We start from the raw sequence: 22,789 nt of genomic DNA, 5'->3' as shown, positions 1-22,789 counted from the left end.
GAGAAGAAACATGTCTCGAGTAGGTAAAAGCCCGATTACGCTGCCGCAAGGCGCGGAAGTGGCCTTTAGCGGCGAAGTAATCACCGTCAAGGGCCCGCTGGGTACGATTACGCAAGCGGCCAACCCGCTTGTTACGGTAGCAAACGACAACGGCACGCTCAACTTCGCACCGGCTGATGAAAGCCGTGAAGCGAATGCGATGTCGGGCACGATGCGCGCCCTCGTGGCGAACATGGTGAATGGCGTTACGAAGGGTTTCGAGCGCAAGCTGACGCTGGTTGGCGTTGGTTATCGCGCGCAGGCGCAGGGCGACAAGCTGAATCTGTCGCTGGGTTTCTCGCACCCCGTGGTGCACTCGATGCCGGAAGGCGTCAAAGTTGAAACCCCGACGCAAACCGAAATCGTGATCAAGGGGATCGACAAGCAGAAAGTTGGCCAGGTCGCTGCGGAAGTTCGCGGTTACCGTCCGCCGGAGCCCTACAAGGGCAAGGGCGTGCGCTACTTCGGCGAAGTCGTACTCCTCAAAGAAACGAAGAAGAAGTAAGGGTGCGCAATCATGGATAAGACTCAATCTCGCCTGCGCCGCGCTAAACAGACGCGCGTCAAGATCGCTGAGCTGCAGGTCGCACGTCTGGCTGTGCATCGCACGAACACGCATATCTATGCGCAAGTGTTCTCGCCGTGCGGCACCAAGGTGCTGGCTAGCGCGTCGACGCTCGAAGCTGAAGTGCGTGCCGAACTGGCCGACAAGTCGGGTAAGGGCGGCAACGTCAATGCTGCGATCGCTGTCGGTAAGCGTATTGCTGAAAAAGCCAAGGCAGCCGGCGTCGAATCCGTCGCCTTCGACCGTTCAGGTTTCCGTTACCACGGCCGCGTGAAAGCGCTGGCTGATGCGGCACGCGAAGCCGGACTCAAGTTCTAAGGGAAGAATTCGTCATGGCAAAGATGCAAGCGAATGTGAAGGCTGAAGAACGCGACGACGGCCTCCGTGAAAAGATGATCGCGGTCAATCGCGTGACCAAGGTGGTGAAGGGCGGCCGGATTCTCGGTTTTGCCGCACTGACCGTGGTTGGCGACGGCGATGGCCGCATCGGCATGGGCAAGGGCAAAGCGAAGGAAGTTCCGGTTGCTGTTCAAAAGGCAATGGAACAAGCACGCCGCAACATGTTCAAGGTACCGTTGAAGAACGGTACGCTGCAACACGAAGTGCATGGTAAGCATGGCGCATCCGCAGTTCTTCTGGCTCCGGCCAAAGATGGTACGGGTGTTATCGCCGGCGGCCCGATGCGCGCAGTGTTCGACGTGATGGGCGTTCAAAACGTTGTGGCGAAGAGCCACGGTTCGACGAATCCGTACAACCTCGTTCGTGCAACGCTCGACGGTCTGCGCAAGCAGTCCACGCCGGGTGATATCGCGGCGAAGCGCGGCAAGTCCGTCGAAGATATTTTGGGCTAAGCCAGGTGGTCACCATGTCTGATAAAACTGTCAAGGTTCAGCTCGTGAAGAGCCTGATTGGGACCCGTGAAACGCACCGTGCAACGGTGCGTGGTCTGGGCCTGCGCCGACTCAACTCGGTTAGCGAACTGCAGGACACGCCGGCAGTGCGCGGGATGATCAACAAGGTCTCGTACCTTGTCAAAGTCCTCAGCTAAGCGGCTGACCAGGGATCAAGGAGTTGAATATGGATTTGAATAACCTTAAGCCGGCAGAAGGCGCGAAGCACGCAAAGCGTCGCGTTGGCCGCGGTATCGGTTCCGGCCTGGGCAAGACTGCAGGTCGCGGTCACAAAGGTCAGAAATCGCGTTCGGGCGGCTTTCATAAAGTCGGCTTCGAAGGCGGTCAGATGCCTTTGCAACGTCGTCTGCCGAAGCGCGGTTTCAGCTCGCTGACGCATGAGTTCGTGGGCGAAGTGCGTTTGTCGGATCTCGAGAAGCTGCCGGTCGACGAAGTCGATTTGCTGGCTTTGAAGCAAGCCGGTCTGGTCGGTGTGCTCATTACGAGCGCACGGATCATCAAGACGGGCGAACTGACGCGCAAGATCACGGTCAAGGGCCTCATCGCTACGAAGGGTGCCCGTGCTGCGATTGAAGCCGCCGGCGGCTCGTTCGCTGAGTAACGAGCGCATGTTGTCGTTGTTAGCGAAAGCATCGGAGAAGGTTCTTGGCTAATAGCCCGAGTCTCGCAAAATCCGGTCGAAGCGCTGCGAAGTTCGGCGATCTGCGTCGGCGTGCAATGTTCTTGCTGCTGGCGCTGATCGTCTACCGTATCGGTGCGCATATTCCGGTGCCGGGTATCGACCCGGATCAGCTGGCGAAGCTTTTCCAGAGCCAGTCAGGCGGCATCTTAGGCATGTTCAACATGTTCTCGGGTGGCGCACTGTCCAGGTTCACGATCTTCGCGCTTGGGATCATGCCGTACATCTCGGCGTCGATCATCATGCAGCTGCTGTCGATCGTTTCGCCGCAAATGGAAGCGCTGAAGAAAGAAGGGCAGGCGGGGCAGCGGAAGATTACGCAGTACACGCGTTACTTCACGGTTGTTCTGGCTACGTTTCAAGCATTCGGCATTGCGGTGGCGCTGGAAAATCAGGCTGGGCTCGTTATTGATCCAGGCATGGTGTTCCGGTTGACGACAGTCGTGACGCTGGTGACCGGCACGATGTTCCTGATGTGGCTGGGTGAGCAGATCACGGAACGCGGACTGGGTAACGGTATCTCGATCATCATTTTCGGTGGTATCGCGGCGGGTTTCCCGAACGCGATCGGTGGTCTCTTCGAACTGGTTCGCACCGGTTCCATGAGTATCATCTCGGCGATTATTGTCGTCGTGCTGATTGCGGCGGTCACGTTCGTGGTGGTGTTCATCGAACGCGGTCAGCGCAAGATCCTCGTGAATTACGCGAAGCGTCAGGTCGGAAACAAGATTTATGGCGGTCAGTCGTCGCATTTGCCGCTGAAGTTGAATATGTCGGGCGTGATTCCGCCGATCTTTGCGTCGTCGATCATCCTGTTCCCGGCAACTATCCTGAACTGGTTTAGTTCGGGTACGCGGACCGGCTGGTTTGCGAACACGTTGCATGGCGTTGCTGAGGCTCTGAAGCCCGGTCAACCGGTGTATGTGTTGCTGTACGCAATGGCGATCGTTTTCTTCTGCTTCTTCTACACCGCGTTGGTGTTCAACAGCAGAGAGACGGCCGACAACCTGAAGAAAAGCGGTGCCTTCGTTCCCGGGATTCGTCCTGGTGACCAGACGGCTCGGTATATTGATCGGATCCTCACGCGTTTGACGCTGGCCGGTGCGATCTACATCGTGTTCGTTTGCTTGCTGCCGGAATTTCTGGTGCTGCGTTGGAACGTGCCGTTTTATTTCGGTGGAACGTCGCTGCTGATCATTGTCGTGGTCACGATGGATTTCATGGCGCAGGTGCAGTCCTACGTTATGTCGCAACAGTATGAATCGCTGCTCAAGAAGGCCAACTTCAAAGGCAGTAACGTCCCTATGCGCTAATAAGGACTATGGCCAAAGACGATGTAATCCAGATGCAGGGTGAGGTGGTTGAAAACCTTCCCAATGCTACTTTCCGGGTTAGGTTGGAAAATGGCCATGTGGTTCTTGGGCACATATCCGGGAAGATGCGGATGCATTACATCCGCATTCTTCCAGGCGACAAGGTAACGGTTGAATTGACGCCTTACGATCTGTCTCGTGCACGGATCGTGTTCCGGGCGAAGTGATTTGAAAAAAGGGTAATATCATGAAAGTGATGGCATCGGTTAAGCGCATTTGCCGCAATTGCAAGATCATCAAGCGCAAGGGCGTTGTGCGCGTGATTTGCAGCTCTGATCCGCGCCACAAACAGCGTCAAGGCTGAACGCCGCGCTTTTGCTTGCGCTTTTTGTTTGAGGAAAAACAATGGCTCGTATCGCAGGGGTTAACATCCCGAATCACCAGCATACTGAAATCGGCCTCACGGCAATTTTCGGTATCGGTCGCACGCGCGCTCGCAACATTTGCGTAGCGTCTGGTGTGGAATTTTCGAAGAAGGTCAAAGACCTCGACGACGCAGACCTCGAAAAGCTGCGAGAAGAAGTAGGTAAGTTCATCGTCGAAGGCGACCTGCGTCGCGAAGTGACGATGAACATCAAGCGCCTGATGGACCTGGGCTGCTATCGTGGCGTGCGCCATCGCAAGGGCTTGCCCATGCGTGGTCAGCGCACACGTACGAATGCCCGTACCCGTAAGGGTCCGCGTCGTGCAGCGCAATCGCTGAAGAAGTAAGCGGAATTGATAGTTACAGGAAAACGTAATGGCTAAGGCTTCGAACAACTCCGCGGCGCAACGCGTTCGCAAGAAGGTAAAGAAGAACGTCGCCGAGGGCGTAGTTCACGTTCACGCGTCGTTCAACAACACCATCATCACGATCACCGATCGCCAAGGCAATGCACTCGCCTGGGCAACGTCGGGTGGCCAGGGCTTCAAGGGTTCGCGTAAATCGACTCCCTTTGCTGCTCAGGTTGCAGCTGAATCGGCTGGTCGCGTGGCGATGGAATACGGCGTGAAGAACCTCGAAGTGCGGATCAAGGGCCCCGGTCCTGGCCGTGAATCGGCGGTGCGTGCGCTGCATGGTCTTGGCATCAAGATCACCGCAATCTCCGACGTGACACCGGTTCCGCATAACGGTTGCCGTCCGCCGAAGCGTCGTCGGATCTAAGACGTCGCGTAGCGCCTTGACCTGTTGACGCTCGCGCGTCGACAGGTTGCTTGCGTTATGGAATCAGCGTTAAGAATACTGACTAAGCCCACCGTTCGATCCATCGAGTTCGAACTAGCGCGAACGACCTTCGCGTGATCAATTATTAAGGATGCAAAGTGGCACGTTATACCGGTCCTAAAGCAAAGCTGTCCCGCCGTGAAGGTACTGATCTTTTCCTGAAGAGCGCACGCCGCTCCCTCGCCGACAAGTGCAAGCTCGATAGCAAGCCGGGTCAGCATGGCCGCACGTCTGGCGCTCGTACGTCCGACTACGGTACGCAGTTGCGTGAAAAGCAAAAAGTGAAGCGTATTTACGGCGTGCTCGAACGTCAGTTCCGCCGTTACTTCGCTGAAGCCGATCGCCGCAAGGGCCCGACGGGCGAAAACCTGCTGCAATTGCTTGAGTCGCGTCTCGACAACGTCGTGTATCGCATGGGCTTCGGCTCGACGCGTGCTGAAGCGCGTCAACTGGTCGGTCACAAGTCGATCACGGTGAACGGCGTTGTGAACAACATCCCGTCGATGCAAGTCAAGGCTGGTGACGTGGTTGCTGTTCGCGAACAGTCGAAGAAGCAAGTGCGGATTCTGGAAGCGCTGAATCTGGCCGAGCAAGGCGGAATGCCGAGCTGGGTTGCGGTCGATGCCAAGAAGTTCGAAGGCACGTTCAAGTCGATGCCGGAACGCAGCGATATCGCTGGCGACATCAACGAAAGCCTGATCGTCGAATTGTATTCGCGGTAAATCGGATTAACGGCCGGGGAGCCCTGATTGCCGAAGGCAAGGGGCTACCTCGGCTGTCTATTTTCGGGTTGTCACCGGTCAGCCTTATCGGCGTAACGAGCCGAGGGTATTGAAAAGGAAAACCTATGCAAACCAGTTTGTTGAAGCCCAAGATTATTGCAGTTGAATCGCTTGGCGACAGTCACGCGAAAGTGGTCATGGAGCCGTTCGAACGCGGTTATGGTCACACCTTGGGTAACGCGCTTCGGCGTGTGCTGTTGTCGTCGATGATTGGTTATGCGCCGACCGAAGTGACGATTGCTGGCGTCGTGCATGAATATTCTACGCTCGACGGCGTGCAAGAAGATGTGGTCAACCTGCTGTTGAATTTGAAGGGCGTCGTTTTCAAGCTGCATAACCGCGATGAAGTCACGGTTACGCTGCGCAAGGAAGGCGAAGGCGTTGTCACGGCCGGCGATATCGAACTCGCGCACGATTGCGAAGTTATCAATCCGGATCACGTGATTGCGCATCTGTCGAAGGGCGGCAAGCTCGACGTTCAGATCAAGATCGAAAAAGGCCGCGGTTATGTGCCGGGCAACGTGCGCCGTTATGGCGAAGATTCGGCGAAGATCATTGGCCGTATCGTGCTTGACGCGTCGTTTTCGCCGGTGCTCCGCGTGAGCTACGCCGTTGAAAGCGCTCGCGTTGAGCAGCGTACCGACCTCGACAAGCTCGTGATGAACATTGAAACCAACGGCGTGATTTCGCCCGAGGAAGCAATTCGTCAATCGGCTCGTATCCTGGTCGACCAGTTGTCGGTATTCGCGGCACTGGAAGGCACGGAAGCAGCGGCAGAAGCACCGTCGCGCGCGCCGCAGATCGATCCGATCCTGTTGCGTCCGGTGGACGATCTCGAACTGACGGTTCGTTCCGCGAACTGCCTGAAGGCCGAGAACATCTATTACATCGGCGATTTGATTCAACGCACGGAAAACGAATTGCTCAAGACGCCTAATCTCGGTCGCAAATCGCTGAACGAGATCAAGGAAGTCCTGGCTTCGCGTGGTCTGACGTTGGGTATGAAACTCGAAAACTGGCCGCCGGCTGGTCTCGACAAGTAAGGTTCAAGCAGTACGCTTGACTGGCAAAGATGCGGATTTTCCTTTAAAATCCGCATCTTGCTTTTTCTACGACCGGCCCGTGCGCTCAAAAGAGACGCAATAGAAGAGCTGGATCTAAACTTGTTTAATTAGGAAATTCAAAATGCGCCATAAACATGGTTTGCGGAAACTGAACCGCACGAGCAGCCACCGTCTGGCTATGCTCCGTAATATGTCGAACTCGCTGATCGCGCACGAAGTCATCAAGACGACGCTGCCGAAAGCTAAAGAACTCCGTAAAGTTGTCGAGCCGCTGATCACGCTCGGCAAGAAGCCGTCGCTGGCAAATCGTCGTCTGGCGTTTAACCGCCTGCGCGATCGTGACTCCGTCGCGAAGCTGTTCGAAGTACTCGGCCCGCGCTTTGAAAAGCGTCCGGGTGGATATCTGAGCATCCTGAAGTTCGGCTTCCGTAATGGTGACAACGCGCCGATGGCGCTGGTCATGCTGATGGATCGTCCGGAACTCGCTGACGGCGACGACGTGCAAGAAGCTGAATAAGCTAGCACGCTGTTGATCGAAAAAGGCCAAGCTTTTGCTTGGCCTTTTTGTATTGTGCACGGGGTTTGAATTGCTGGTAGCCAACGCTTGCGCCGCGGGTCATAGGCCAATTGGCTGAATGCGGGTTGTCGACGGGCAGTGCTAGGATTGCGTGAATGTCCATCGTATCGGAGCTTTCCGTGAACACGCCCGTTGTCCTCGTTCTTACGACATTGCCCGACAGCGAGGCGGCGTCAGCGCTCGCGCAACAAGTAATAGACACACGGCTTGCTGCCTGTGTGACGGAGTTCGGCATGGTCAAGTCGCGGTATCGGTGGAACGGTAAGGTAGAGGCTGCCGAGGAGCTTCAGCTTCTGTTCAAGACGAGCCTCGCACGCGGCGACGAACTGACGCGTTTTATCGAAGCGAATCATCCTTATGAAACACCTGAAATTGTCTCGTGGCAGGCGGATGCATCGGCTGCCTATGGGCAATGGATCACCGCGGAAACTCAACGTCCTCTTAATGTTTAAGCCCTTTGCCTTCTCCGCGCGCCGGCCGCTCGACGCAGTGCTCATGCTGGTGTCGTGTTTCGTGCTGCTGCTCTACTCGATCTCGCCAAGCCACGCCGCCGATGACTTTCTCGACCCCGCCGTCGCGTTTAAATTCAGCGCCACGGAGAAACCGGGCGAGATCGATGTGCGATATAAGGTCGCAGATGGGTATTACATGTACCGCGAGCGTTTTGCGTTTGCGGTGAGGAATGGCACGGCGACGCTTGGCGAGCCGCAATTACCCGCAGGCAAGGTTCACTTCGATCAGACGTTCAACAAGGACGTGGAAACGTATCGCGGCGAACTTGTGATCCGGATTCCGGTGAAGCAGGCCTCCGGCCCCTTTGATGTTGCCGTCACGTCGCAGGGTTGTGCCGACCAGGGCATTTGTTATCCGCCGATGGAGCGCGTTTACCATGTAAGCGGAGCCGCGCTGCAAGCCGCCAATGTCAGTGGTCAGGCACTATCGGCCAGCACCAGTGAAGTGCCTTGGTACGAACGCGCGACCAACGCTGACTACGCGCAATCCCTGCTCGAAAGCGGAGGCTTTTTCGCGATCATCGGCTTGTACTTCGTGGCGGGCGTCGTGTTGAGCTTGCTGCCTTGCTCTTACCCGATGATTCCCATTCTTTCAGCGATCATCATCGGGGAAGGCGCGCGCGTGACGCGATCGCGAGGGTTCGGGTTATCGGCGGCGTATGTGCTTGGCATGGCGCTCGTCTACACGGCGCTAGGCGTGCTCGCCGCGATGATCGGGCAGAGTCTTGGCGCGTGGCTCCAGAACCCCTGGGTGCTCGGCGCGTTCGGCGTGCTGCTGGCGGTATTCGCGCTCACGCTGATTGCCGGTGTCGATATTGCATTGCCCGCGCGCTGGCAAAACAGCGTCAATCAGGCGTCGCAGAAGCGATCGGGAGGGAAGGTTGTCGCTGTTGTCGTAATGGGCGCGTTGTCGGCGCTCGTGGTCGGAGCGTGCATGACCGCGCCGCTCTTCGCCGTGCTCGCATTCATCGCGCATACGGGCAGTGCGCTGCTCGGCGGTGCTGCGTTGTTCTCCATGGGCGTTGGGCTCGGCGTGCCGCTGCTGATCATCGGGCTTGGCGCAGGCACGCTGCTGCCGCGCGCAGGGAACTGGATGGACGGCGTGAAGGTGTTCTTTGGCGTCGTGTTGCTGGCGGCGGCATTGTGGATCGTGTGGCCAGTGCTGAGTGCGGTCGCGCAGATGGCTTTGGCAGCGTTGTGGCTGCTTATAGCGGCGGCCGCGCTGGGGCTATTTACGTCGGGTGCTGCGGTGGTGTCGATATGGCGCAAGCTAGGTCGGGGATTCGGCGCCGCGCTCGCTATCTGGGGGGCTACGTTGCTCGTCGGGCTCGCGGCGGGATCTACGGATCCGCTTCGGCCACTTGCTGTATTTACGGCGCGGACAGGTTCCGGTACCGAGGCCACCGCACAGCAATCAGCGCCAGGGGAGACTTTCGCGCCGGTCAGGTCGTCGGCGGAACTGGATCTGGCGCTCAAGGCCGCCGGGCGCCCGGCCATGCTCGATTTCTATGCCGACTGGTGCGTATCGTGCAAAGAGATGGAACATCTCACGTTCAGCGACCCGCGAGTACGCGCGCGCCTGGCGCAACTTAACCTGCTGCGCGCAGACGTCACGGCGAATAATCTCGACGATCAGGCATTGCTCAAGCGCTTCAAACTGTTCGGGCCGCCGGGCATCATCTTCTTCGACGCGCAAGGCAACGAAGTGGTGCGGGTCGTTGGATACGAGTCGGCGGATACGTTCTTGAAGAGCCTGGACAAGCTCTCCGTTCCTACGACGTGATTTTCGACGCGAGTAAATTGACGTGCGTTCGGAATCCGGACGTGCGTTGTGTTTCTCCAGGATCAGCAATTCGAGCCATCGCGCGGTCCTGACAACGCCACGACGCCAAGCAATCGGGCGACGACGCTCTCCAAGCCACGAGCCACCGCGCCACCGCGTCAACACCCCACAACTCGCCGATCCCGTTACTTCGAAGACGCTCGCAAAAGCCGTGCGGCATCCAGCGCGAAATACGTGAGCACGCCATCGGCCCCCGCGCGCTTGAATGCGAGCAGCGACTCCATGACCGCCTTGTCGTGATCGAGCCAGCCGTTTTGTGCGGCGGCCTTGATCATCGCGTACTCGCCGCTTACCTGGTACACGTAAGTCGGAAAGCGAAACTCCTCCTTCACGCGATACACGATATCCAGATACGGCATACCCGGCTTGACCATCACCATGTCCGCGCCTTCCTCGATATCCATCCGTACTTCGCGCAGGGCTTCATCGGAATTCGACGGGTCCATTTGATACGTCATCTTGTTGCTCTTGCCGAGGTTCGCAGCGGAACCGACCGCATCGCGGAACGGGCCGTAGAACGCCGACGCGTACTTCGCAGCGTACGCCATGATCTTCGTGTGGATGTGTCCATCGCTCTCGAGCATTTCGCGAATTGCGCCAATCCGTCCGTCCATCATGTCCGATGGCGCAACGATATCCACGCCCGCTTCGGCTTGCGCACGCGCCTGTTCGACGAGAATTTCGCTGGTTTCGTCGTTGATGACGTAGCCATGTTCGTCGAGGACACCGTCCTGTCCGTGGCTGGTGTACGGGTCGAGGGCAACGTCAGTGAGTACGCCCAGTTCGGGAAAGTGCTTCTTCAACTCGCGCACAGCACGCGGAATCAGGCCTTCGGGGTTTGTCGCTTCGCGGCCATCCAGCGTTTTCAGCGAGGGTTCAATCGCCGGGAACAGCGAGATGACCGGCACGCCCAGTTCGACGCACTGCTCGGCCACTTTCATGAGCAAATCAACTGATGTGCGCTCGACGCCAGGCATGGGCGTAACGGCCTGACGCACGTTCGATCCCTCGACAATGAAAACGGGATAGATCAGATCGTTTGTGGTCAGCAGGTTTTCGCGCATCAGGCGGCGCGAAAAGTCGTCACGGCGCATGCGGCGCGGACGATGATGCGGATAGAAGCTCATGACTTGACTTGAGGGGATGATGGATAACGCGATCAGGGGAACGGCCGCAGGCTCAACTGCCGCAACCGCCACAGGCATGGGGCAGTACCGCCTCCAGAACCATTTCGAGACAATGGTATATCATACCGATCGAGGTAGGCGCCTGGCGCCGAGCTCCCCGCTTCTCCTCCCTGAGCGGGTGCCTGTGATGATCGTAAAGGATTCGATCAGGCTGTTTGACCCGCCGTCATGCGGCGGGTTTTTTTATGCCGGCCGACTACGAATCATCTCCACATTCGCCTCAACGCCTCTCCCCAGGCGGCACTTGACCTTATTTCACTGCGCTTCGTCTTCCGGCGCGATTTCCTCGGTTGCTTTCGGAATCAGCCAGCTTTCGATTTTCTCGTGGGCTTCATCGAGCCCGACGCGCTTGAGCGCCGAGAAAAGCTGCAGCGTCAATTCGCCGCGATATCCGGCCGCCGTGTACTCCTCGAATGCTTTCTTGGTTGCGCGCAAAGTATTGATGCTTTCCTGCCGCGTCAATTTGTCGCATTTGGTCAGTAAAGCGTGAATTGGCTTTCCCGTGGGCGCAAACCACTCGAGCATGATCTTGTCGAGTTCGGTCAGCGGACGACGCGAATCCATCATCAGGATCATGCCAACCAGCTGCGCGCGGCTCTGCAAATACGTGGACAGCAACTGCTGCCAATGCAGCTTGGCGTTACCTGAAACTTCCGCGTACCCATATCCCGGCAAATCGACCACATGTGCCCTGGGCTGGTCCGCCGGGCCGATTGCAAAGTAGTTGATGTGCTGTGTGCGCCCGGGCGTCTTGCTGGCGAACGCCAGCCGCTTCTGGTTGCACAGCAGGTTGATGGCCGTCGACTTGCCCGCATTCGAGCGGCCCGCGAAAGCGATCTCCGGCTGGGGCGTCGGCGGCAGGTCCTTCAGGTGGTTGACCGTTGTAAAGAAACGGGCTTGATGGAGCAGGAATGACGACATGGGAAGACCGAAAGTGAAATTCTGTGGAAACTCGAGCTGTAAGGAGCCACTGAATACTGGGCTTGCCCCGACTGGCGTCTTTGCGTTTAGCGAGTTATTGTACAATACGACGGTTGTACGAAGACCAGCCAGGGCACGCAAGACCCAAGCGGGATAAGGAGTGAGACAGGTTTGAAGACAGATTTCAGGGCGCGCGCCGGGTGACTTTTTATCCCGTATCGAGTCCTCTGTCGGGTGTCTTGCAGTGCATCGGTAACCGTCGTTTTTTGCAGAACCTCACATTCTCACAAGACGAAAAACAGGGTACTCGAATGAACCGACTGTACAAGACTCTGATGGTCCTGGAATTAGCAGCAGCATTAGGAGCGGGGTTGGTGGGCTGGACAGTCACAGCGCAAGCGGCAGACGCGGTCACGCCCGCCAAGCCTGACGTGACAAGGGGCCAGGCAATTGCCACCCAGGTTTGCGCAGCGTGTCACGGAGCAGACGGCAACAGTGCCGGCGGCGCATTTCCGAAGCTCGCAGGCCAGCATGCCGAGTACATCGTCAAACAGTTGAAGGATTACAAGACGCAGCCGGGCGCGAAAGAGCCGGCGCGCAAGAACCCCATCATGGCGGGCATTGCGGGCGCATTGAACGATCAGGACATGGTCAACGTGGCGGCTTATTTTGAGACGCAGAAGGCCAAACCGGGTTACGCGCGTGACAAGAACACCGTGCCAGTTGGGCAGAAGATCTACCGCGGGGGCATTGCTGACCGAGGCGTCCCGGCGTGTGCCGCGTGTCATGGTGCAACCGGCATGGGCGTGCCGGTGCAGTATCCGCGGTTGTCGGGACAATGGTCCGACTACACGGCCGCGCAACTCACAGCGTTTGCGCAGGGTACGCGCAACAACAGTGAGCCAATGCACACCATCGCATTGCGCTTGAATGAGGCGGAAGTGAAGGCGGTGGCAGACTACATTGCAGGCCTTCATTGACTGTAATTAACCGTCACTGACGGTCCGTAATGGTCCGAATGATCCGCCTGCAGCAAGCGCGGGTCTGCATTAAGATGCGCGCAGCGTCGCCCGGACGTCACATGCGCGAGTCATAGTCGAGAAGTCATAGTCGAATGTGTTACGAAGCCGGTCCGACGAGGCCGGCGCGCAAAATAAGAAAAAGGGTGGGACGCCGGTCAAAGACCGCTTGCGTCTCCACCCTTTTTTGCTGGTCAGCCGGAGTTTGAATGAGCGTCACCACGTCGGGATTGCAGTCGAAGTCGAGCCGTAGCAGCGTGCGTCAGGCCATCGAAGTCATTAGTTCGATGCGCTTCGCTATTTCGCTGCTCGTCATTCTCGCGATAGCAAGCATTATTGGTACGGTTCTTACGCAAGAAGATCCGTACCCGAACTACGTCAATCAGTTCGGTCCGTTCTGGGCCGACATCTTCCGCGGCCTGAGCCTCTACAACGTGTATAGCGCGTGGTGGTTCTTGCTGATCCTGGCGTTCCTGGTGATCTCAGTGTCGCTGTGCGTGATCCGCAATGGCCCGAAGATGATCGCGGACATGAAGAGCTGGAAGGATCGGGTGCGGGAAGGCAGCCTGCGCGCGTTCCATCACAAGGGCGAATTCCCGCTGGTGCCCGAGTCGCGTGCCGAGACCGCCGCCAAGCTGCAACGCCTCGCGGGCAAGATGGGCTACAAGTTCGTCACGCGCGAGACGGAGAGCGGCGCGACGCTGATCGCGGCCAAGCGCGGCGCGCTGACGAAGCTCGGCTATATCTCGGCGCATCTGGCGTTCGTGATCATCTGCATTGGCGGCTTGCTGGACAGCAATTTGCCGATCAAGCTGCAGATGTTGCTCTTCAACAAGACGCCGATTGCATCGAACGAAGTCATCAACGACATTGCCCCGAATCACCGGCTGCCGACGTCGAATCCCACGTTCCGTGGTTACGCCTGGGTGCCGGAAGGGCAGCATGTTGCAACCGCCATCCTGAATCAGCAGGACGGATCGCTGATCCAGGATCTGCCGTTCTCCATTCAGCTCAATAAATTCATCGTCGATTATTACTCGACTGGCATGCCGAAGCTGTTTGCGAGCGATATCGTCGTGATCGATCATGCGACCGGCAAGCGCATCCCGGCACGGGTGGAAGTGAATGAACCGTTCACCTACGATGGCATTTCGATCTATCAATCGAGCTTTCAGGACGGTGGTTCGAAACTCTCCATGACCGCCTGGCCCATGTCCGGCGGCAGCGCGAAAACCACGCCGTTCGACGGTGCCATTGGCGGCACGGCGCCGATGAACCCGCAGATTATCGGCGGACAGGGTGAAACCGTGGAATTCACCGATTTCCGCGCGATCAACGTGGAAAACGTCACCGACGGCAGCGGTTCGATCGATACCCGCGGTGTCGGCCAGACGCAGACGTTGAAGCAGGCTTTCGATGAACGGCTGGGTTCCGGCGCGAAGACATCGAAGCCGACGGATCTGCGTAACGTCGGGCCATCGGTGCAATACAAGGTGCGGGGCACGGACGGACAGGCGCGCGAGTTCAACAACTACATGCTGCCCGTCGACGTGCAAGGCCAGCCGATGTTCCTCGCCGGCATGCGCCTCAGCCCGAACGATCCGTTCCGCTATTTGCGCATTCCCGCCGACGAGCAAAGCTCGATCAAGCAGTGGATGAACCTGCGTGCCGCGCTGGAAACGCCCGCCATGCGCGACGAAGCGGCGCGTCGTTTCGCGAAGCGCTCGGTGCCGGAAGCAAACGCGGATTTGCAGAAACATCTGGAAGAAAGTGCGTCGCGGGTGTTGAACCTGTTCGCCGGCGCGGACGAAACTGGCGTCGCGGCGGTTCCGGGGCAGCCGGGAGCCACATTGGGCGGTTTCCAGGCAATAGCGGGTTTTATCGATAAATCGGTGCCCAAGGGTGAGCAGGAAAAGGCGGCAGGCTTGTTGCTGCGCATGCTGGAAGGCGCGACTTGGGATCTGTGGCAGATTTCGCGCGCTCAGAACGGCCTGCCTGAGGCTCCGCCGGACGCGAAAAACACGCAATTCGTGCAATCGTCGATCAATGCTCTTTCGGACAGCTTTCTGTACGGATCGCCGGTTTTTCTGCAACTCGATTCGTTCAGGCAGATCCAGGCTTCCGTGTTCCAGTTGACGCGCGCGCCGGGTAAAAAAGTGGTGTATCTTGGCAGCCTTCTGCTCGTGTTCGGCATTTTCTCGATGTTTTACGTGCGTGAACGTCGTCTCTGGTTTTGGCTCAAAGACACATCAACGGGCGGTACGAGCGTGTTGATGGCAATGTCCACCGCGCGCCGTACGATCGATTTCGAAAAGGAATTCGCGCGAACGCGCGACGCGATCGGCGCCATGCTGGGCGTCAAGTCACAGCCGGTAGCGCCATCACCGGAAACGCTCGAGGACACCAAGTCCTCCGGCTCGCAGGATTCAACTCGGTAAGAACATGGACCTCACACAAGCCTCCTCGACTTCGACTCTGGCGCAGCAACGCGCGGGCAAGGTGCCCGTCGACCCAGACCTCTTCGACGAACGTCCGTTTCTCAAGCGTCTCGGTGTGACCGACTGGCTGTTCGCCCTGGCGATGGTCGCCGGCGCGGGTTTCGCGCTGTATCGGTATCACCCGTTCATGAATTACTACGACAAGCTGGTGCTGTGTTGCGCCGTGCCCGTGTTCGTGGTGCTCGGATGGCGCTGGAAGCCGGTACGCCTGCTGATTGCGTGCATCGCGGTGATGTCGCTGTTTTCTTTGCAGCTTTATCACGCGGACCTCGCCCGCGCCGACACCAATTTCTTCCTCAAATACTTCTTGTCCAGTCAGTCGGCCATTTTGTGGATGAGCGCGCTGCTCGTGCTGGCCACTGTGTTCTACTGGATCGGCCTGATTTCGCGCTCGCCGACGGGCGGCGCGATCGGCTCGAAGATGACCTGGGCAGCAGTGCTGATGGGCTTCACCGGCCTGATGGTGCGCTGGTATGAGTCTTACCTGATCGGTTCGGACGTGGGCCATATCCCCATTTCGAACCTGTATGAAGTTTTCGTGCTGTTCTGCCTGATTACGTCGCTGTTTTATTTGTATTACGAGCAGCACTACAACACGCGTGCAATGGGCGCTTTCGTGCTGCTGGTGATCAGCGCGGCCGTTGGCTTCCTGATGTGGTATTCCATCGCTCGTGACGCTCAACAAATCCAGCCGCTCGTGCCTGCGCTGCAAAGCTGGTGGATGAAAATCCACGTACCGGCGAACTTCATCGGATATGGCAGCTTTGCGTTGGCGGCCATGGTCGGGGTGGCTTATCTGGTCAAGGAACGCGGCATTCTGGCGGATCGCCTGCCGTCGCTCGAAGTGCTCGACGACGTGATGTACAAGTCGATTGCGGTCGGCTTCGCGTTCTTCACCATCGCGACCATTCTGGGTGCGCTGTGGGCCGCCGAAGCGTGGGGTGGGTACTGGAGCTGGGACCCGAAGGAAACGTGGGCATTAATCGTTTGGCTGAATTACGCCGCGTGGCTGCATATGCGCTTGATGAAGGGCCTGCGGGGATCCGTGGCGGCATGGTGGGCGCTGACCGGTTTGCTGGTCACCACGTTCGCGTTCCTGGGCGTGAACATGTTCCTCTCCGGTCTTCATAGCTACGGCAAGCTGTAACATTTGCCGCTAAGGTCCGTCTAAAAACCGCCATGCAAGATTTGCTGGCGGTTTTTTTATTGCCTGGGCGGAATAGCTGAAACCGATTCGGTGTTTGCCACGAATATAGCTAGTGCAGCGGTGACGTTGACGCAGGCCGCAACACGAATTCCAGGAGCATCGAAATGGGTATGAAACACACACGCCAGCTTTTCGGCAACGACATCGCCCGAAGCGAGATCACGCCGCGCGCATTCTTCGAGAATCGCCGTCGCGTGTTACGGGCCGCGGGCGCGCTGGCCGCGACGGGGCTCATTGGCGTGAACGGCGAAGCGCTTGCCACGATGACATCGCCCGATGCAAAGGGGCAAAAGCTCGCCGCGACCACGAACACGAAGTTCGTCGCGCTGGACAAGGTGACGCCGTTCAAGGACATCACGAGCTACAACAACTTCTACGAGTTCGGCACGGACAAGGCCGATCCGGCGCAAAACGCGCATACGCTGCGGCCGCGGCCGTGGAAGATATCGGTGGAAGGCGAGATCAAGAATGCGAAGGTGTATGACATCGATGAAATCGTGAAACTCGCGCCGCTCGAGGAGCGCATTTACAGGATGCGGTGCGTGGAAGGCTGGTCGATGGTGATTCCGTGGATCGGTATTCCGCTGTCCGAGATCATCAAGCGCGCGCAGCCGACGGGCAACGCGAAGTACGTGCAATTCATCACGCTCGCCGATCCCTCGCAGATGTCCGGGTTGTCCGACCCCATTCTCGACTGGCCGTATTCCGAAGGTTTGCGCATGGACGAGGCGATGAATCCGCTGGCGCTGCTGACCGTCGGTTTGTACGGTGAAGTGCTGCCGAATCAGAACGGCGCGCCGGTGCGTTTGGTGGTGCCGTGGAAATATGGCTTCAAGAGCGCGAAATCGATTGTGAAGATCCGGTTTATCGAGAAGCAGCCGAAGACGAGCTGGAGCGAATATGCGCCAGCCGAGTACGGGTTTTATTCGAACGTGAACCCGAACGTCGATCATCCGCGCTGGAGCCAGGCAACGGAACGGCGCATTGGCGAGGACGGTTTTTTCACGCCGAAGCGTAAGACGCTGATGTTCAATGGATACGGCGATCAAGTTGCGTCGTTGTATCGCGGCATGGATTTGAAGGCCAATTTTTAGGGTTTAGGGGGCAAGGATGGCTGTGGCTTCCGATGTCAAAACAAAGCCGGCAATAAAGCCAGTAGCGCGCGTTGCCGCAGGCGGCACGAACTGGATCGTGCCGGCGAAAGTGGCTGTGTTTCTTGGCGGTTTGTATCCGCTCGCGCGCATCGTGCTGCTTGGCTTCACGGGCGGATTGGGCGCGAATCCGATCGAATTCATTACCCGCTCGACTGGCCTGTGGACGCTCGTGTTCCTGTGCATCACGCTTGCCGTCACGCCGGTTCGCCGGCTGACCGGCCTGAACGCGCTGCTGCGTTTTCGGCGGATGCTCGGACTATTCGCGTTCTTCTATGTCGTGCTGCACTTCACCACGTACGTCTGGTTCGACAAATGGTTCGATGTCTTCGCCATTCTCAAGGACATCGTCAAGCGGCCATTCATCCTGGTTGGTTTCTCGGCGTTCGTGCTGCTGATCCCCCTCGCCGTGACGTCGCCGAAAGCGATGCTCAGAAAACTCGGTCGGCGCTGGCAAACGCTGCATAGGTTGATCTATCCGATCGCCGTGCTCGCGATTCTGCACTTCTGGTGGATGAAAGCGGGCAAGCACGATCTCATCTTGCCGAAGATCTATGGCGCGATCGTGGTGGTGTTGCTGGCGTGGCGCGTGATTGTCTGGCTGCGGTCGCGAATGATGAAGACGCGTGCGGGTTAACCGCTTTTTGATCAGGACGCGCGTGAAAAAAGGGCGACGCTTGAATAGCGTCGCCCTTTTTTACTCTGATCCGACCAACGGAAGTCAGTCCGGGAAAATCGATTCGCCCGCGAACAACTGCTTCACTTCTTCGCGTTCACGCACTCGCCGGGCACGTTCGCGATCGACCATGACTTCGGCGGCGCGCGGGCGCGTGTTGTAGTTCGAGCTCATCACGAAACCGTATGCGCCGGCCGAGAAAATCGCGATCAGATCGCCTTGTTCGATGGCGAGTTCCCGATCCTTGCCGAGCCAGTCGCCGCTTTCGCAAACAGGACCGACCACGTCGTAGAGTTGCGCTTTCGTCGCGCGCTTTTCCACGGCTTCCATACGATGAAATGCCTGATACATCGCGGGACGCGCGAGATCGTTCATGCCGGCGTCAACGATGGCGAAATTTTTCTCCGCGCCCGGCTTCAGGTATTCCACGCGCGTGAGCAACACGCCCGCATTGCCGACCAGCGAACGGCCCGGCTCGAAATACACTTCGCGATGACCGTGCCCGCGGTCATCGATACGCGCGAGCACCGCACGCACGAATTCCCCGATAGCCGGCGGCGTTTCATGGTCGTACGTAATGCCGAGTCCACCGCCAACATCGACGTGATGAATGGTCGTGCCGTCCGCTTCGATCTGCTCGACGAGGTTCAGCAATTTGTCGAGGGCGTCGAGATACGGGCTGACTTCCGTGATCTGCGAACCAATATGGCAATCGATCCCGATTACGTCGAGATTCGACATGGCCTCGGCTTGCGCGTAAGTCGCGCGGGCCTCGTCGAAAGCCACGCCGAACTTGTTCGACTTCAGGCCCGTGGAAATATACGGATGCGTCTTGGCATCGACGTCGGGATTCACGCGCAGCGACACCGGCGCTCGTTTGCCCGCGGCCTTGGCCACTTCATTCAGCGCATGAAGTTCTGGAATGGACTCGACGTTGAAGCACTTCACGCCGGCATCGAGTGCTTCGCGCATTTCCGCCGCCGTCTTGCCGACGCCGGAGAACACGGTGTTTTCGGCCTTGCCGCCCGCGGCCAGCACGCGCGCCAGTTCACCCGACGAGACGATGTCGAAGCCCGCGCCGAGCCGCGCGAAAACGTTCAGCACCGCGAGGTTGCTGTTGGCTTTCACGGCCACGTGGATAGTGGCGCGGCGGCCGCTGCAGGCATCGGCGTAAGCTTTATACGCGTCGGTCAACGCACTGCGCGAATACACGTAGAGCGGGGTGCCGAACTGATCGGCCAGCGACGCGGCCGAAACGCCTTCGACCTGCAGCACGCCGTCGGCGCGAGAGAATGCGGATTGAGTCATGGGTTTTCTGGTTCTGCTGACGCGCCGGGCCGGTTGGCCCCAAGCGCGGTATGGCCACGATTATTCGCCGGAGGAAGCGGCTTTGGGTGCCGACGCCGACGGGGACGATTTCAGGTTGTCGTCGGGGGAGAGCGAAAGCGCCGTACCGGAAGTGTCCGGAACGTCCTCGGTACTCACAGCAGACGAGGCGGACGATGCTTCTGCCGGCACGCTCGCCGGCAACGGCGGAAGGCTTGAGGGACGAACCGGCATCGGCGGGGCGACGGGCATATAGAGCGGTCCACGCTGGCCACAGGCGGCGAGCAGCGTGCCGGCGGAAATGGCCAAAGCCGCTACAATCGCGCTCATCCGGAAGACGACTTGCATTACTGTCCCTGACTAATTAATCGATGGAGTTTAGCATGACCGACAACGAATACCTGACCCTCGCCGAGGCCGCGCTGGCGGCCATCGAGCGGGACGTGGACGGCCTCGAAGCCGATGTCGAATTCGAGCGCAGCGGTAATGTTTTAACGCTCGAATTCGAGAACCGCACGAAACTGATCGTGAATTTGCAGCCGCCGATGCACGAGCTCTGGCTCGCGGCCAAGGCTGGCGGTTTTCACTATAAGTATGTGGACGGCGCATGGCGCAACACGCGCGACGGCAGTGAGTTTTTTGAAGCGCTCAGCCAGTACGCCAGCGAACAAGCCGGCGAGCCGATCCGCTTTTCAGCTTGATCCGCAGCTTGATCTACCGCTTGATTTGCCGCTCAGGCCCCGGACTAGCCGGGGCTTGAGTTCGATCACGCTGCTTACTGTGCTTTGAACAGATTCATGATGTCCTGCTTTTCCTGCTCGCCGACCTGCGGCGCAGGCGCAGAGGGGGCCCCGCCACTGACGTCTTCCGGCACGGCCTGACTCACACCGATAGTTGCCACGAATCCGTGACCCGGCGTCATGTCGTCGAAATAGAGTTCGCCGCCTAGCGAGACCACATCGGGCGGCATGGTCGATTTGTATTCCGGCACGTCGCGCAACGCCCGGCTCATGTAGTCCATCCATACCGGCAGTGCGAGTCCGCCGCCTGTTTCCTTGTCGCCGAGACTGCGCGGCGAGTCGTACCCAATCCACGCAATGGCCACCAGCGAATGTTGATAACCGGCGAACCACGCGTCGTGGGAGTCGTTCGTCGTGCCGGTCTTGCCGGCAAGGTCAGTGCGCTTCAACTGATTCGTTCTCGCGCCCGTACCGCGTTGCGCCACGCTTTGAAGCAGGCTGTTCATCACGTAGGCGTTGCGCGGCGTAATGGCGAGCGGCGCGGTGTCGGCGGCGACCAGCGGCTGCGGATGCGAGACCACGGCGCCGCGCGGATCGGTGATATCGGCGATCAGATACGGATTCACGCGGTATCCGCCGTTCGCGAACACCGAATACCCCGTCGCCATTTGCAGCGGCGTGACCTGGCCTGCACCGAGCGCCATCGGCAGATAGGCGGGCTGACGCGAGGCGTCGAAACCGAACTTCGTCACATAGCCTTGCGCATACTTCGGACCGATGTTGTTCAGGATCCTGATAGAGACCAGGTTCTTCGATTTCATCAACGCCGTGCGCATGGGCATGGGGCCGTCGAAACCGCCGCCGTAGTTCTTTGGCTCCCACGCCTGGCCGCCCGTTTCAGCAGCGCTGAAGTAGAGCGGCGCGTCATTGATGATGGTCGCCGGCGACAAGCCTTTTTCCAGTGACGCCGAATAGATGAACGGCTTGAAACTCGAACCCGGCTGGCGCCACGCCTGAGTGACGTGGTTGAACTTGTTCTTGTTGAAGTCGAAACCGCCCACCAGCGCGCGGATCGCGCCGTCCTGCGGCACGATGGAAACGAACGCGCCTTCCACTTGCGGCAGTTGGGTGATGACCCAGGTGTCGTCGTCGTTTTTCATCAGGCGCACGATCGCGCCCGGCCGGATGCGCTGGTTCGGCTGCGCCCGCGTGCTGAGCGCGCTCGCGACAAAACGCAGATCGTTGCCTTCAACGACCGCTACGTTGCCATCGATAAAACTCGCCTTCACTTGCTTGGGGCTCGCCTCGGTGACGACCGCCGCGACGATCTCGCCGTTGTCGGGATGGTCGACCAGAGCGTCGTCGATAGCCTGCTCGCGATCGTCGGGGTCCGTGGGCAGATCGATATACGCTTCCGGCCCGCGATATCCGTGCCGATGTTCATAGTCCATCAGACCTTTGCGCACGGCGCGATATGCTGCGTCCTGATCGGCGGAATCGATGGTCGTCACCACGTTCAGGCCCAGCGTATAAGCCTCCTCGCGATACTGCGTGTACATCATCTGGCGCACCATTTCCGCCACGTACTCGGCGTGCACGCTGAACTCGCGCCCGGCGCCCTTCACCACGAGCGGTTGTTTCGCCGCGTCTTCATATTGCTGCTGCGTGATGTAGTGCAGTTCGAGCATCCGTTCCAGGATGTATTGCTGGCGCACTTTCGCGCGTTTCGGATTGACGACCGGGTTGTACGCGGAGGGCGCTTTTGGCAAGCCGGCGAGCATGGCGGCTTCGGCAAGCGTGATGTCCTTCAGGTCCTTGCCGAAATAGACCCGCGCGGCACTCGCGAATCCATAGGCGCGCTGTCCCAGATAAATCTGGTTCATATAGACCTCGAGAATCTGGTCTTTTGTCAACGCGCGCTCAATCTTGTACGCAAGCAACATCTCGTAGATCTTGCGGGTGTAGGTCTTTTCGCTCGACAAGAAGAAATTTCGCGCGACTTGCATCGTGATCGTGCTTGCGCCCTGGGACGCGTGGCCGTTCGTCAACGCCACCGTGCCGGCGCGAAGGATACCGGTCAGGTCGACACCGCCGTGATCGTAGAAACGTGCGTCTTCAATGGCGAGCACCGCCTTCTTGAGGTAATCCGGCACGTCCTGGATCCGCACGACGCTGCGCCGTTCTTCGCCGAATTCGCCAATCAGCACGTGATCTGCCGTGTAGACCCGCAGCGGTACTTTCGGGCGGTAGTCGGTGAGCGCTTCGAGCGACGGCAGGTTGGGCTGGGCCACCACCAGCGCGTAACCGAGCACGAGCCCAGCGCTGATGATCAACCCGACAATACAAATTAACAATCCGAGCAGAAGCCTGATCCAGAGCGGGCGAACACGCTTCGGGGAATCGGGATGACGGGACGGAGGGGACGACGGAGACTGAGATTGCATGGCACCACCAAAAAACGGTCCCGCGATTATAGCTGTCCAACTTTACGGCTTTCGTCTGGCTTACTTGGGGT

Annotated in this window: 26 protein-coding genes and 1 pseudogene; 22 read left to right on the top strand and 5 right to left on the bottom strand. The window is 58.7% G+C overall.

Annotated elements, in window-relative coordinates; all coding sequences use genetic code 11:
• Positions 1 to 10: 10 nt before the first annotated feature.
• The 15 genes from rplF to dsbD all read left to right on the top strand — a co-directional run bounded on the left by rplF (position 11) and on the right by dsbD (position 9,489).
• Positions 11 to 544 (top strand): 50S ribosomal protein L6, encoded by a 534-nt coding sequence (rplF, locus tag ACSQ8V_RS16735; protein WP_213767107.1) that lies wholly within the window; start codon positions 11 to 13, stop codon positions 542 to 544.
• Between the two features lie 12 nt (positions 545 to 556).
• Entirely contained in the window at positions 557 to 922 is a 366-nt protein-coding gene (gene rplR / locus ACSQ8V_RS16730) for a 50S ribosomal protein L18 (protein ID WP_089162634.1), read from the top strand.
• Between the two features lie 14 nt (positions 923 to 936).
• Complete coding sequence (gene rpsE, locus ACSQ8V_RS16725; RefSeq protein ID WP_031361566.1) at positions 937 to 1,455, top strand: 30S ribosomal protein S5; 519 nt, start codon at positions 937 to 939, stop codon at positions 1,453 to 1,455.
• Between the two features lie 14 nt (positions 1,456 to 1,469).
• Positions 1,470 to 1,652 carry a 50S ribosomal protein L30 gene (rpmD, locus tag ACSQ8V_RS16720; RefSeq protein ID WP_047845343.1) on the top strand — a complete coding sequence of 61 codons (183 nt, stop codon included), beginning with the start codon at positions 1,470 to 1,472 and terminating at the stop codon, positions 1,650 to 1,652.
• 29 nt (positions 1,653 to 1,681) lie between these two features.
• Positions 1,682 to 2,116 (top strand): 50S ribosomal protein L15, encoded by a 435-nt coding sequence (gene rplO / locus ACSQ8V_RS16715; protein ID WP_213767108.1) that lies wholly within the window; start codon positions 1,682 to 1,684, stop codon positions 2,114 to 2,116.
• Between the two features lie 44 nt (positions 2,117 to 2,160).
• A complete protein-coding gene (gene secY, locus ACSQ8V_RS16710; protein ID WP_062091256.1) occupies positions 2,161 to 3,507 on the top strand; it encodes a preprotein translocase subunit SecY in 1,347 nt (448 codons plus the stop codon).
• An 8-nt stretch (positions 3,508 to 3,515) separates the two neighbouring features.
• Entirely contained in the window at positions 3,516 to 3,734 is a 219-nt protein-coding gene (gene infA / locus ACSQ8V_RS16705) for a translation initiation factor IF-1 (protein ID WP_047845346.1), read from the top strand.
• A gap of 20 nt (positions 3,735 to 3,754) precedes the next feature.
• Positions 3,755 to 3,871, top strand: a complete 117-nt coding sequence (gene rpmJ / locus ACSQ8V_RS16700; RefSeq protein ID WP_004199844.1) for a 50S ribosomal protein L36 — start codon at positions 3,755 to 3,757, stop codon at positions 3,869 to 3,871.
• 41 nt (positions 3,872 to 3,912) lie between these two features.
• Positions 3,913 to 4,278 (top strand): 30S ribosomal protein S13, encoded by a 366-nt coding sequence (rpsM, locus tag ACSQ8V_RS16695; protein WP_213767110.1) that lies wholly within the window; start codon positions 3,913 to 3,915, stop codon positions 4,276 to 4,278.
• Positions 4,279 to 4,306: 28 nt separating this feature from the next.
• Positions 4,307 to 4,711 (top strand): 30S ribosomal protein S11, encoded by a 405-nt coding sequence (rpsK, locus tag ACSQ8V_RS16690; protein ID WP_006052224.1) that lies wholly within the window; start codon positions 4,307 to 4,309, stop codon positions 4,709 to 4,711.
• A 158-nt stretch (positions 4,712 to 4,869) separates the two neighbouring features.
• Positions 4,870 to 5,493 (top strand): 30S ribosomal protein S4, encoded by a 624-nt coding sequence (gene rpsD / locus ACSQ8V_RS16685; RefSeq protein ID WP_031361561.1) that lies wholly within the window; start codon positions 4,870 to 4,872, stop codon positions 5,491 to 5,493.
• 125 nt (positions 5,494 to 5,618) lie between these two features.
• Positions 5,619 to 6,596: a DNA-directed RNA polymerase subunit alpha gene (locus tag ACSQ8V_RS16680; RefSeq protein WP_031361560.1), complete on the top strand. Its 978-nt coding sequence runs from the start codon at positions 5,619 to 5,621 to the stop codon at positions 6,594 to 6,596.
• 142 nt (positions 6,597 to 6,738) lie between these two features.
• The gene (rplQ, locus tag ACSQ8V_RS16675) at positions 6,739 to 7,134 is read left to right on the top strand and encodes a 50S ribosomal protein L17 (RefSeq protein WP_213767111.1); all 396 of its coding nucleotides are present in this window, start codon (positions 6,739 to 6,741) and stop codon (positions 7,132 to 7,134) included.
• Positions 7,135 to 7,289: 155 nt separating this feature from the next.
• Positions 7,290 to 7,646 carry a divalent-cation tolerance protein CutA gene (gene cutA / locus ACSQ8V_RS16670; RefSeq protein WP_436206389.1) on the top strand — a complete coding sequence of 119 codons (357 nt, stop codon included), beginning with the start codon at positions 7,290 to 7,292 and terminating at the stop codon, positions 7,644 to 7,646.
• Positions 7,647 to 7,689: 43 nt separating this feature from the next.
• Positions 7,690 to 9,489: a protein-disulfide reductase DsbD gene (gene dsbD, locus ACSQ8V_RS16665; RefSeq protein WP_436206675.1), complete on the top strand. Its 1,800-nt coding sequence runs from the start codon at positions 7,690 to 7,692 to the stop codon at positions 9,487 to 9,489.
• Positions 9,490 to 9,674: 185 nt separating this feature from the next.
• Here dsbD and hemB read toward each other — a convergent pair whose 3' ends face one another.
• The gene (hemB, locus tag ACSQ8V_RS16660) at positions 9,675 to 10,676 is read right to left on the bottom strand and encodes a porphobilinogen synthase (RefSeq protein ID WP_436206388.1); all 1,002 of its coding nucleotides are present in this window, start codon (positions 10,674 to 10,676) and stop codon (positions 9,675 to 9,677) included.
• A gap of 315 nt (positions 10,677 to 10,991) precedes the next feature.
• On the bottom strand, positions 10,992 to 11,657 hold the full coding sequence (gene yihA, locus ACSQ8V_RS16655) for a ribosome biogenesis GTP-binding protein YihA/YsxC (protein ID WP_213767115.1): 666 nt from the start codon (positions 11,655 to 11,657) through the stop codon (positions 10,992 to 10,994).
• A gap of 311 nt (positions 11,658 to 11,968) precedes the next feature.
• On the opposite strand from yihA, the gene ACSQ8V_RS16650 reads away from it, so the two are divergent.
• The 5 genes from ACSQ8V_RS16650 (at position 11,969) to msrQ (ending at position 18,169) form a co-directional block, all read left to right on the top strand.
• Positions 11,969 to 12,637, top strand: a complete 669-nt coding sequence (locus tag ACSQ8V_RS16650) for a c-type cytochrome (RefSeq protein WP_299699862.1) — start codon at positions 11,969 to 11,971, stop codon at positions 12,635 to 12,637.
• A gap of 248 nt (positions 12,638 to 12,885) precedes the next feature.
• Positions 12,886 to 15,114, top strand: a complete 2,229-nt coding sequence (locus ACSQ8V_RS16645) for a cytochrome c biogenesis protein ResB (protein WP_436182857.1) — start codon at positions 12,886 to 12,888, stop codon at positions 15,112 to 15,114.
• A 4-nt stretch (positions 15,115 to 15,118) separates the two neighbouring features.
• Positions 15,119 to 16,321, top strand: a complete 1,203-nt coding sequence (gene ccsB, locus ACSQ8V_RS16640) for a c-type cytochrome biogenesis protein CcsB (RefSeq protein WP_213767118.1) — start codon at positions 15,119 to 15,121, stop codon at positions 16,319 to 16,321.
• 170 nt (positions 16,322 to 16,491) lie between these two features.
• Positions 16,492 to 17,475: a protein-methionine-sulfoxide reductase catalytic subunit MsrP gene (gene msrP / locus ACSQ8V_RS16635; RefSeq protein WP_436206387.1), complete on the top strand. Its 984-nt coding sequence runs from the start codon at positions 16,492 to 16,494 to the stop codon at positions 17,473 to 17,475.
• A gap of 16 nt (positions 17,476 to 17,491) precedes the next feature.
• Positions 17,492 to 18,169 (top strand): protein-methionine-sulfoxide reductase heme-binding subunit MsrQ, encoded by a 678-nt coding sequence (gene msrQ, locus ACSQ8V_RS16630; protein WP_436206386.1) that lies wholly within the window; start codon positions 17,492 to 17,494, stop codon positions 18,167 to 18,169.
• A gap of 84 nt (positions 18,170 to 18,253) precedes the next feature.
• On the opposite strand, the gene lysA is transcribed toward msrQ, so the two are convergent.
• Complete coding sequence (gene lysA, locus ACSQ8V_RS16625; RefSeq protein ID WP_436206385.1) at positions 18,254 to 19,516, bottom strand: diaminopimelate decarboxylase; 1,263 nt, start codon at positions 19,514 to 19,516, stop codon at positions 18,254 to 18,256.
• Between lysA and ACSQ8V_RS16620 the strand changes: the two genes are divergently transcribed.
• Complete coding sequence (locus tag ACSQ8V_RS16620) at positions 19,515 to 19,790, top strand: hypothetical protein (protein WP_436206687.1); 276 nt, start codon at positions 19,515 to 19,517, stop codon at positions 19,788 to 19,790. The genes lysA and ACSQ8V_RS16620 overlap by 2 nt on opposite strands.
• A 20-nt stretch (positions 19,791 to 19,810) precedes the next feature.
• Here the strand turns inward: ACSQ8V_RS16620 and ACSQ8V_RS16615 are convergent.
• A pseudogene (locus ACSQ8V_RS16615) lies at positions 19,811 to 19,864 on the bottom strand (hypothetical protein); the annotation flags it as partial.
• Positions 19,865 to 19,917: 53 nt separating this feature from the next.
• On the opposite strand from ACSQ8V_RS16615, the gene cyaY reads away from it, so the two are divergent.
• A complete protein-coding gene (gene cyaY, locus ACSQ8V_RS16610; protein WP_213767123.1) occupies positions 19,918 to 20,235 on the top strand; it encodes an iron donor protein CyaY in 318 nt (105 codons plus the stop codon).
• A gap of 74 nt (positions 20,236 to 20,309) precedes the next feature.
• Here the strand turns inward: cyaY and ACSQ8V_RS16605 are convergent, their stop codons facing one another.
• Positions 20,310 to 22,718: a penicillin-binding protein 1A gene (locus ACSQ8V_RS16605; protein WP_213767124.1), complete on the bottom strand. Its 2,409-nt coding sequence runs from the start codon at positions 22,716 to 22,718 to the stop codon at positions 20,310 to 20,312.
• Positions 22,719 to 22,789 lie beyond the last annotated feature (71 nt).

Origin of the sequence: Caballeronia sp. LjRoot31 (assembly GCF_964253885.1) — a bacterium.
Lineage (GTDB): Bacteria > Pseudomonadota > Gammaproteobacteria > Burkholderiales > Burkholderiaceae > Caballeronia.
This window is presented reverse-complemented; position numbering and strand designations above follow the sequence as displayed.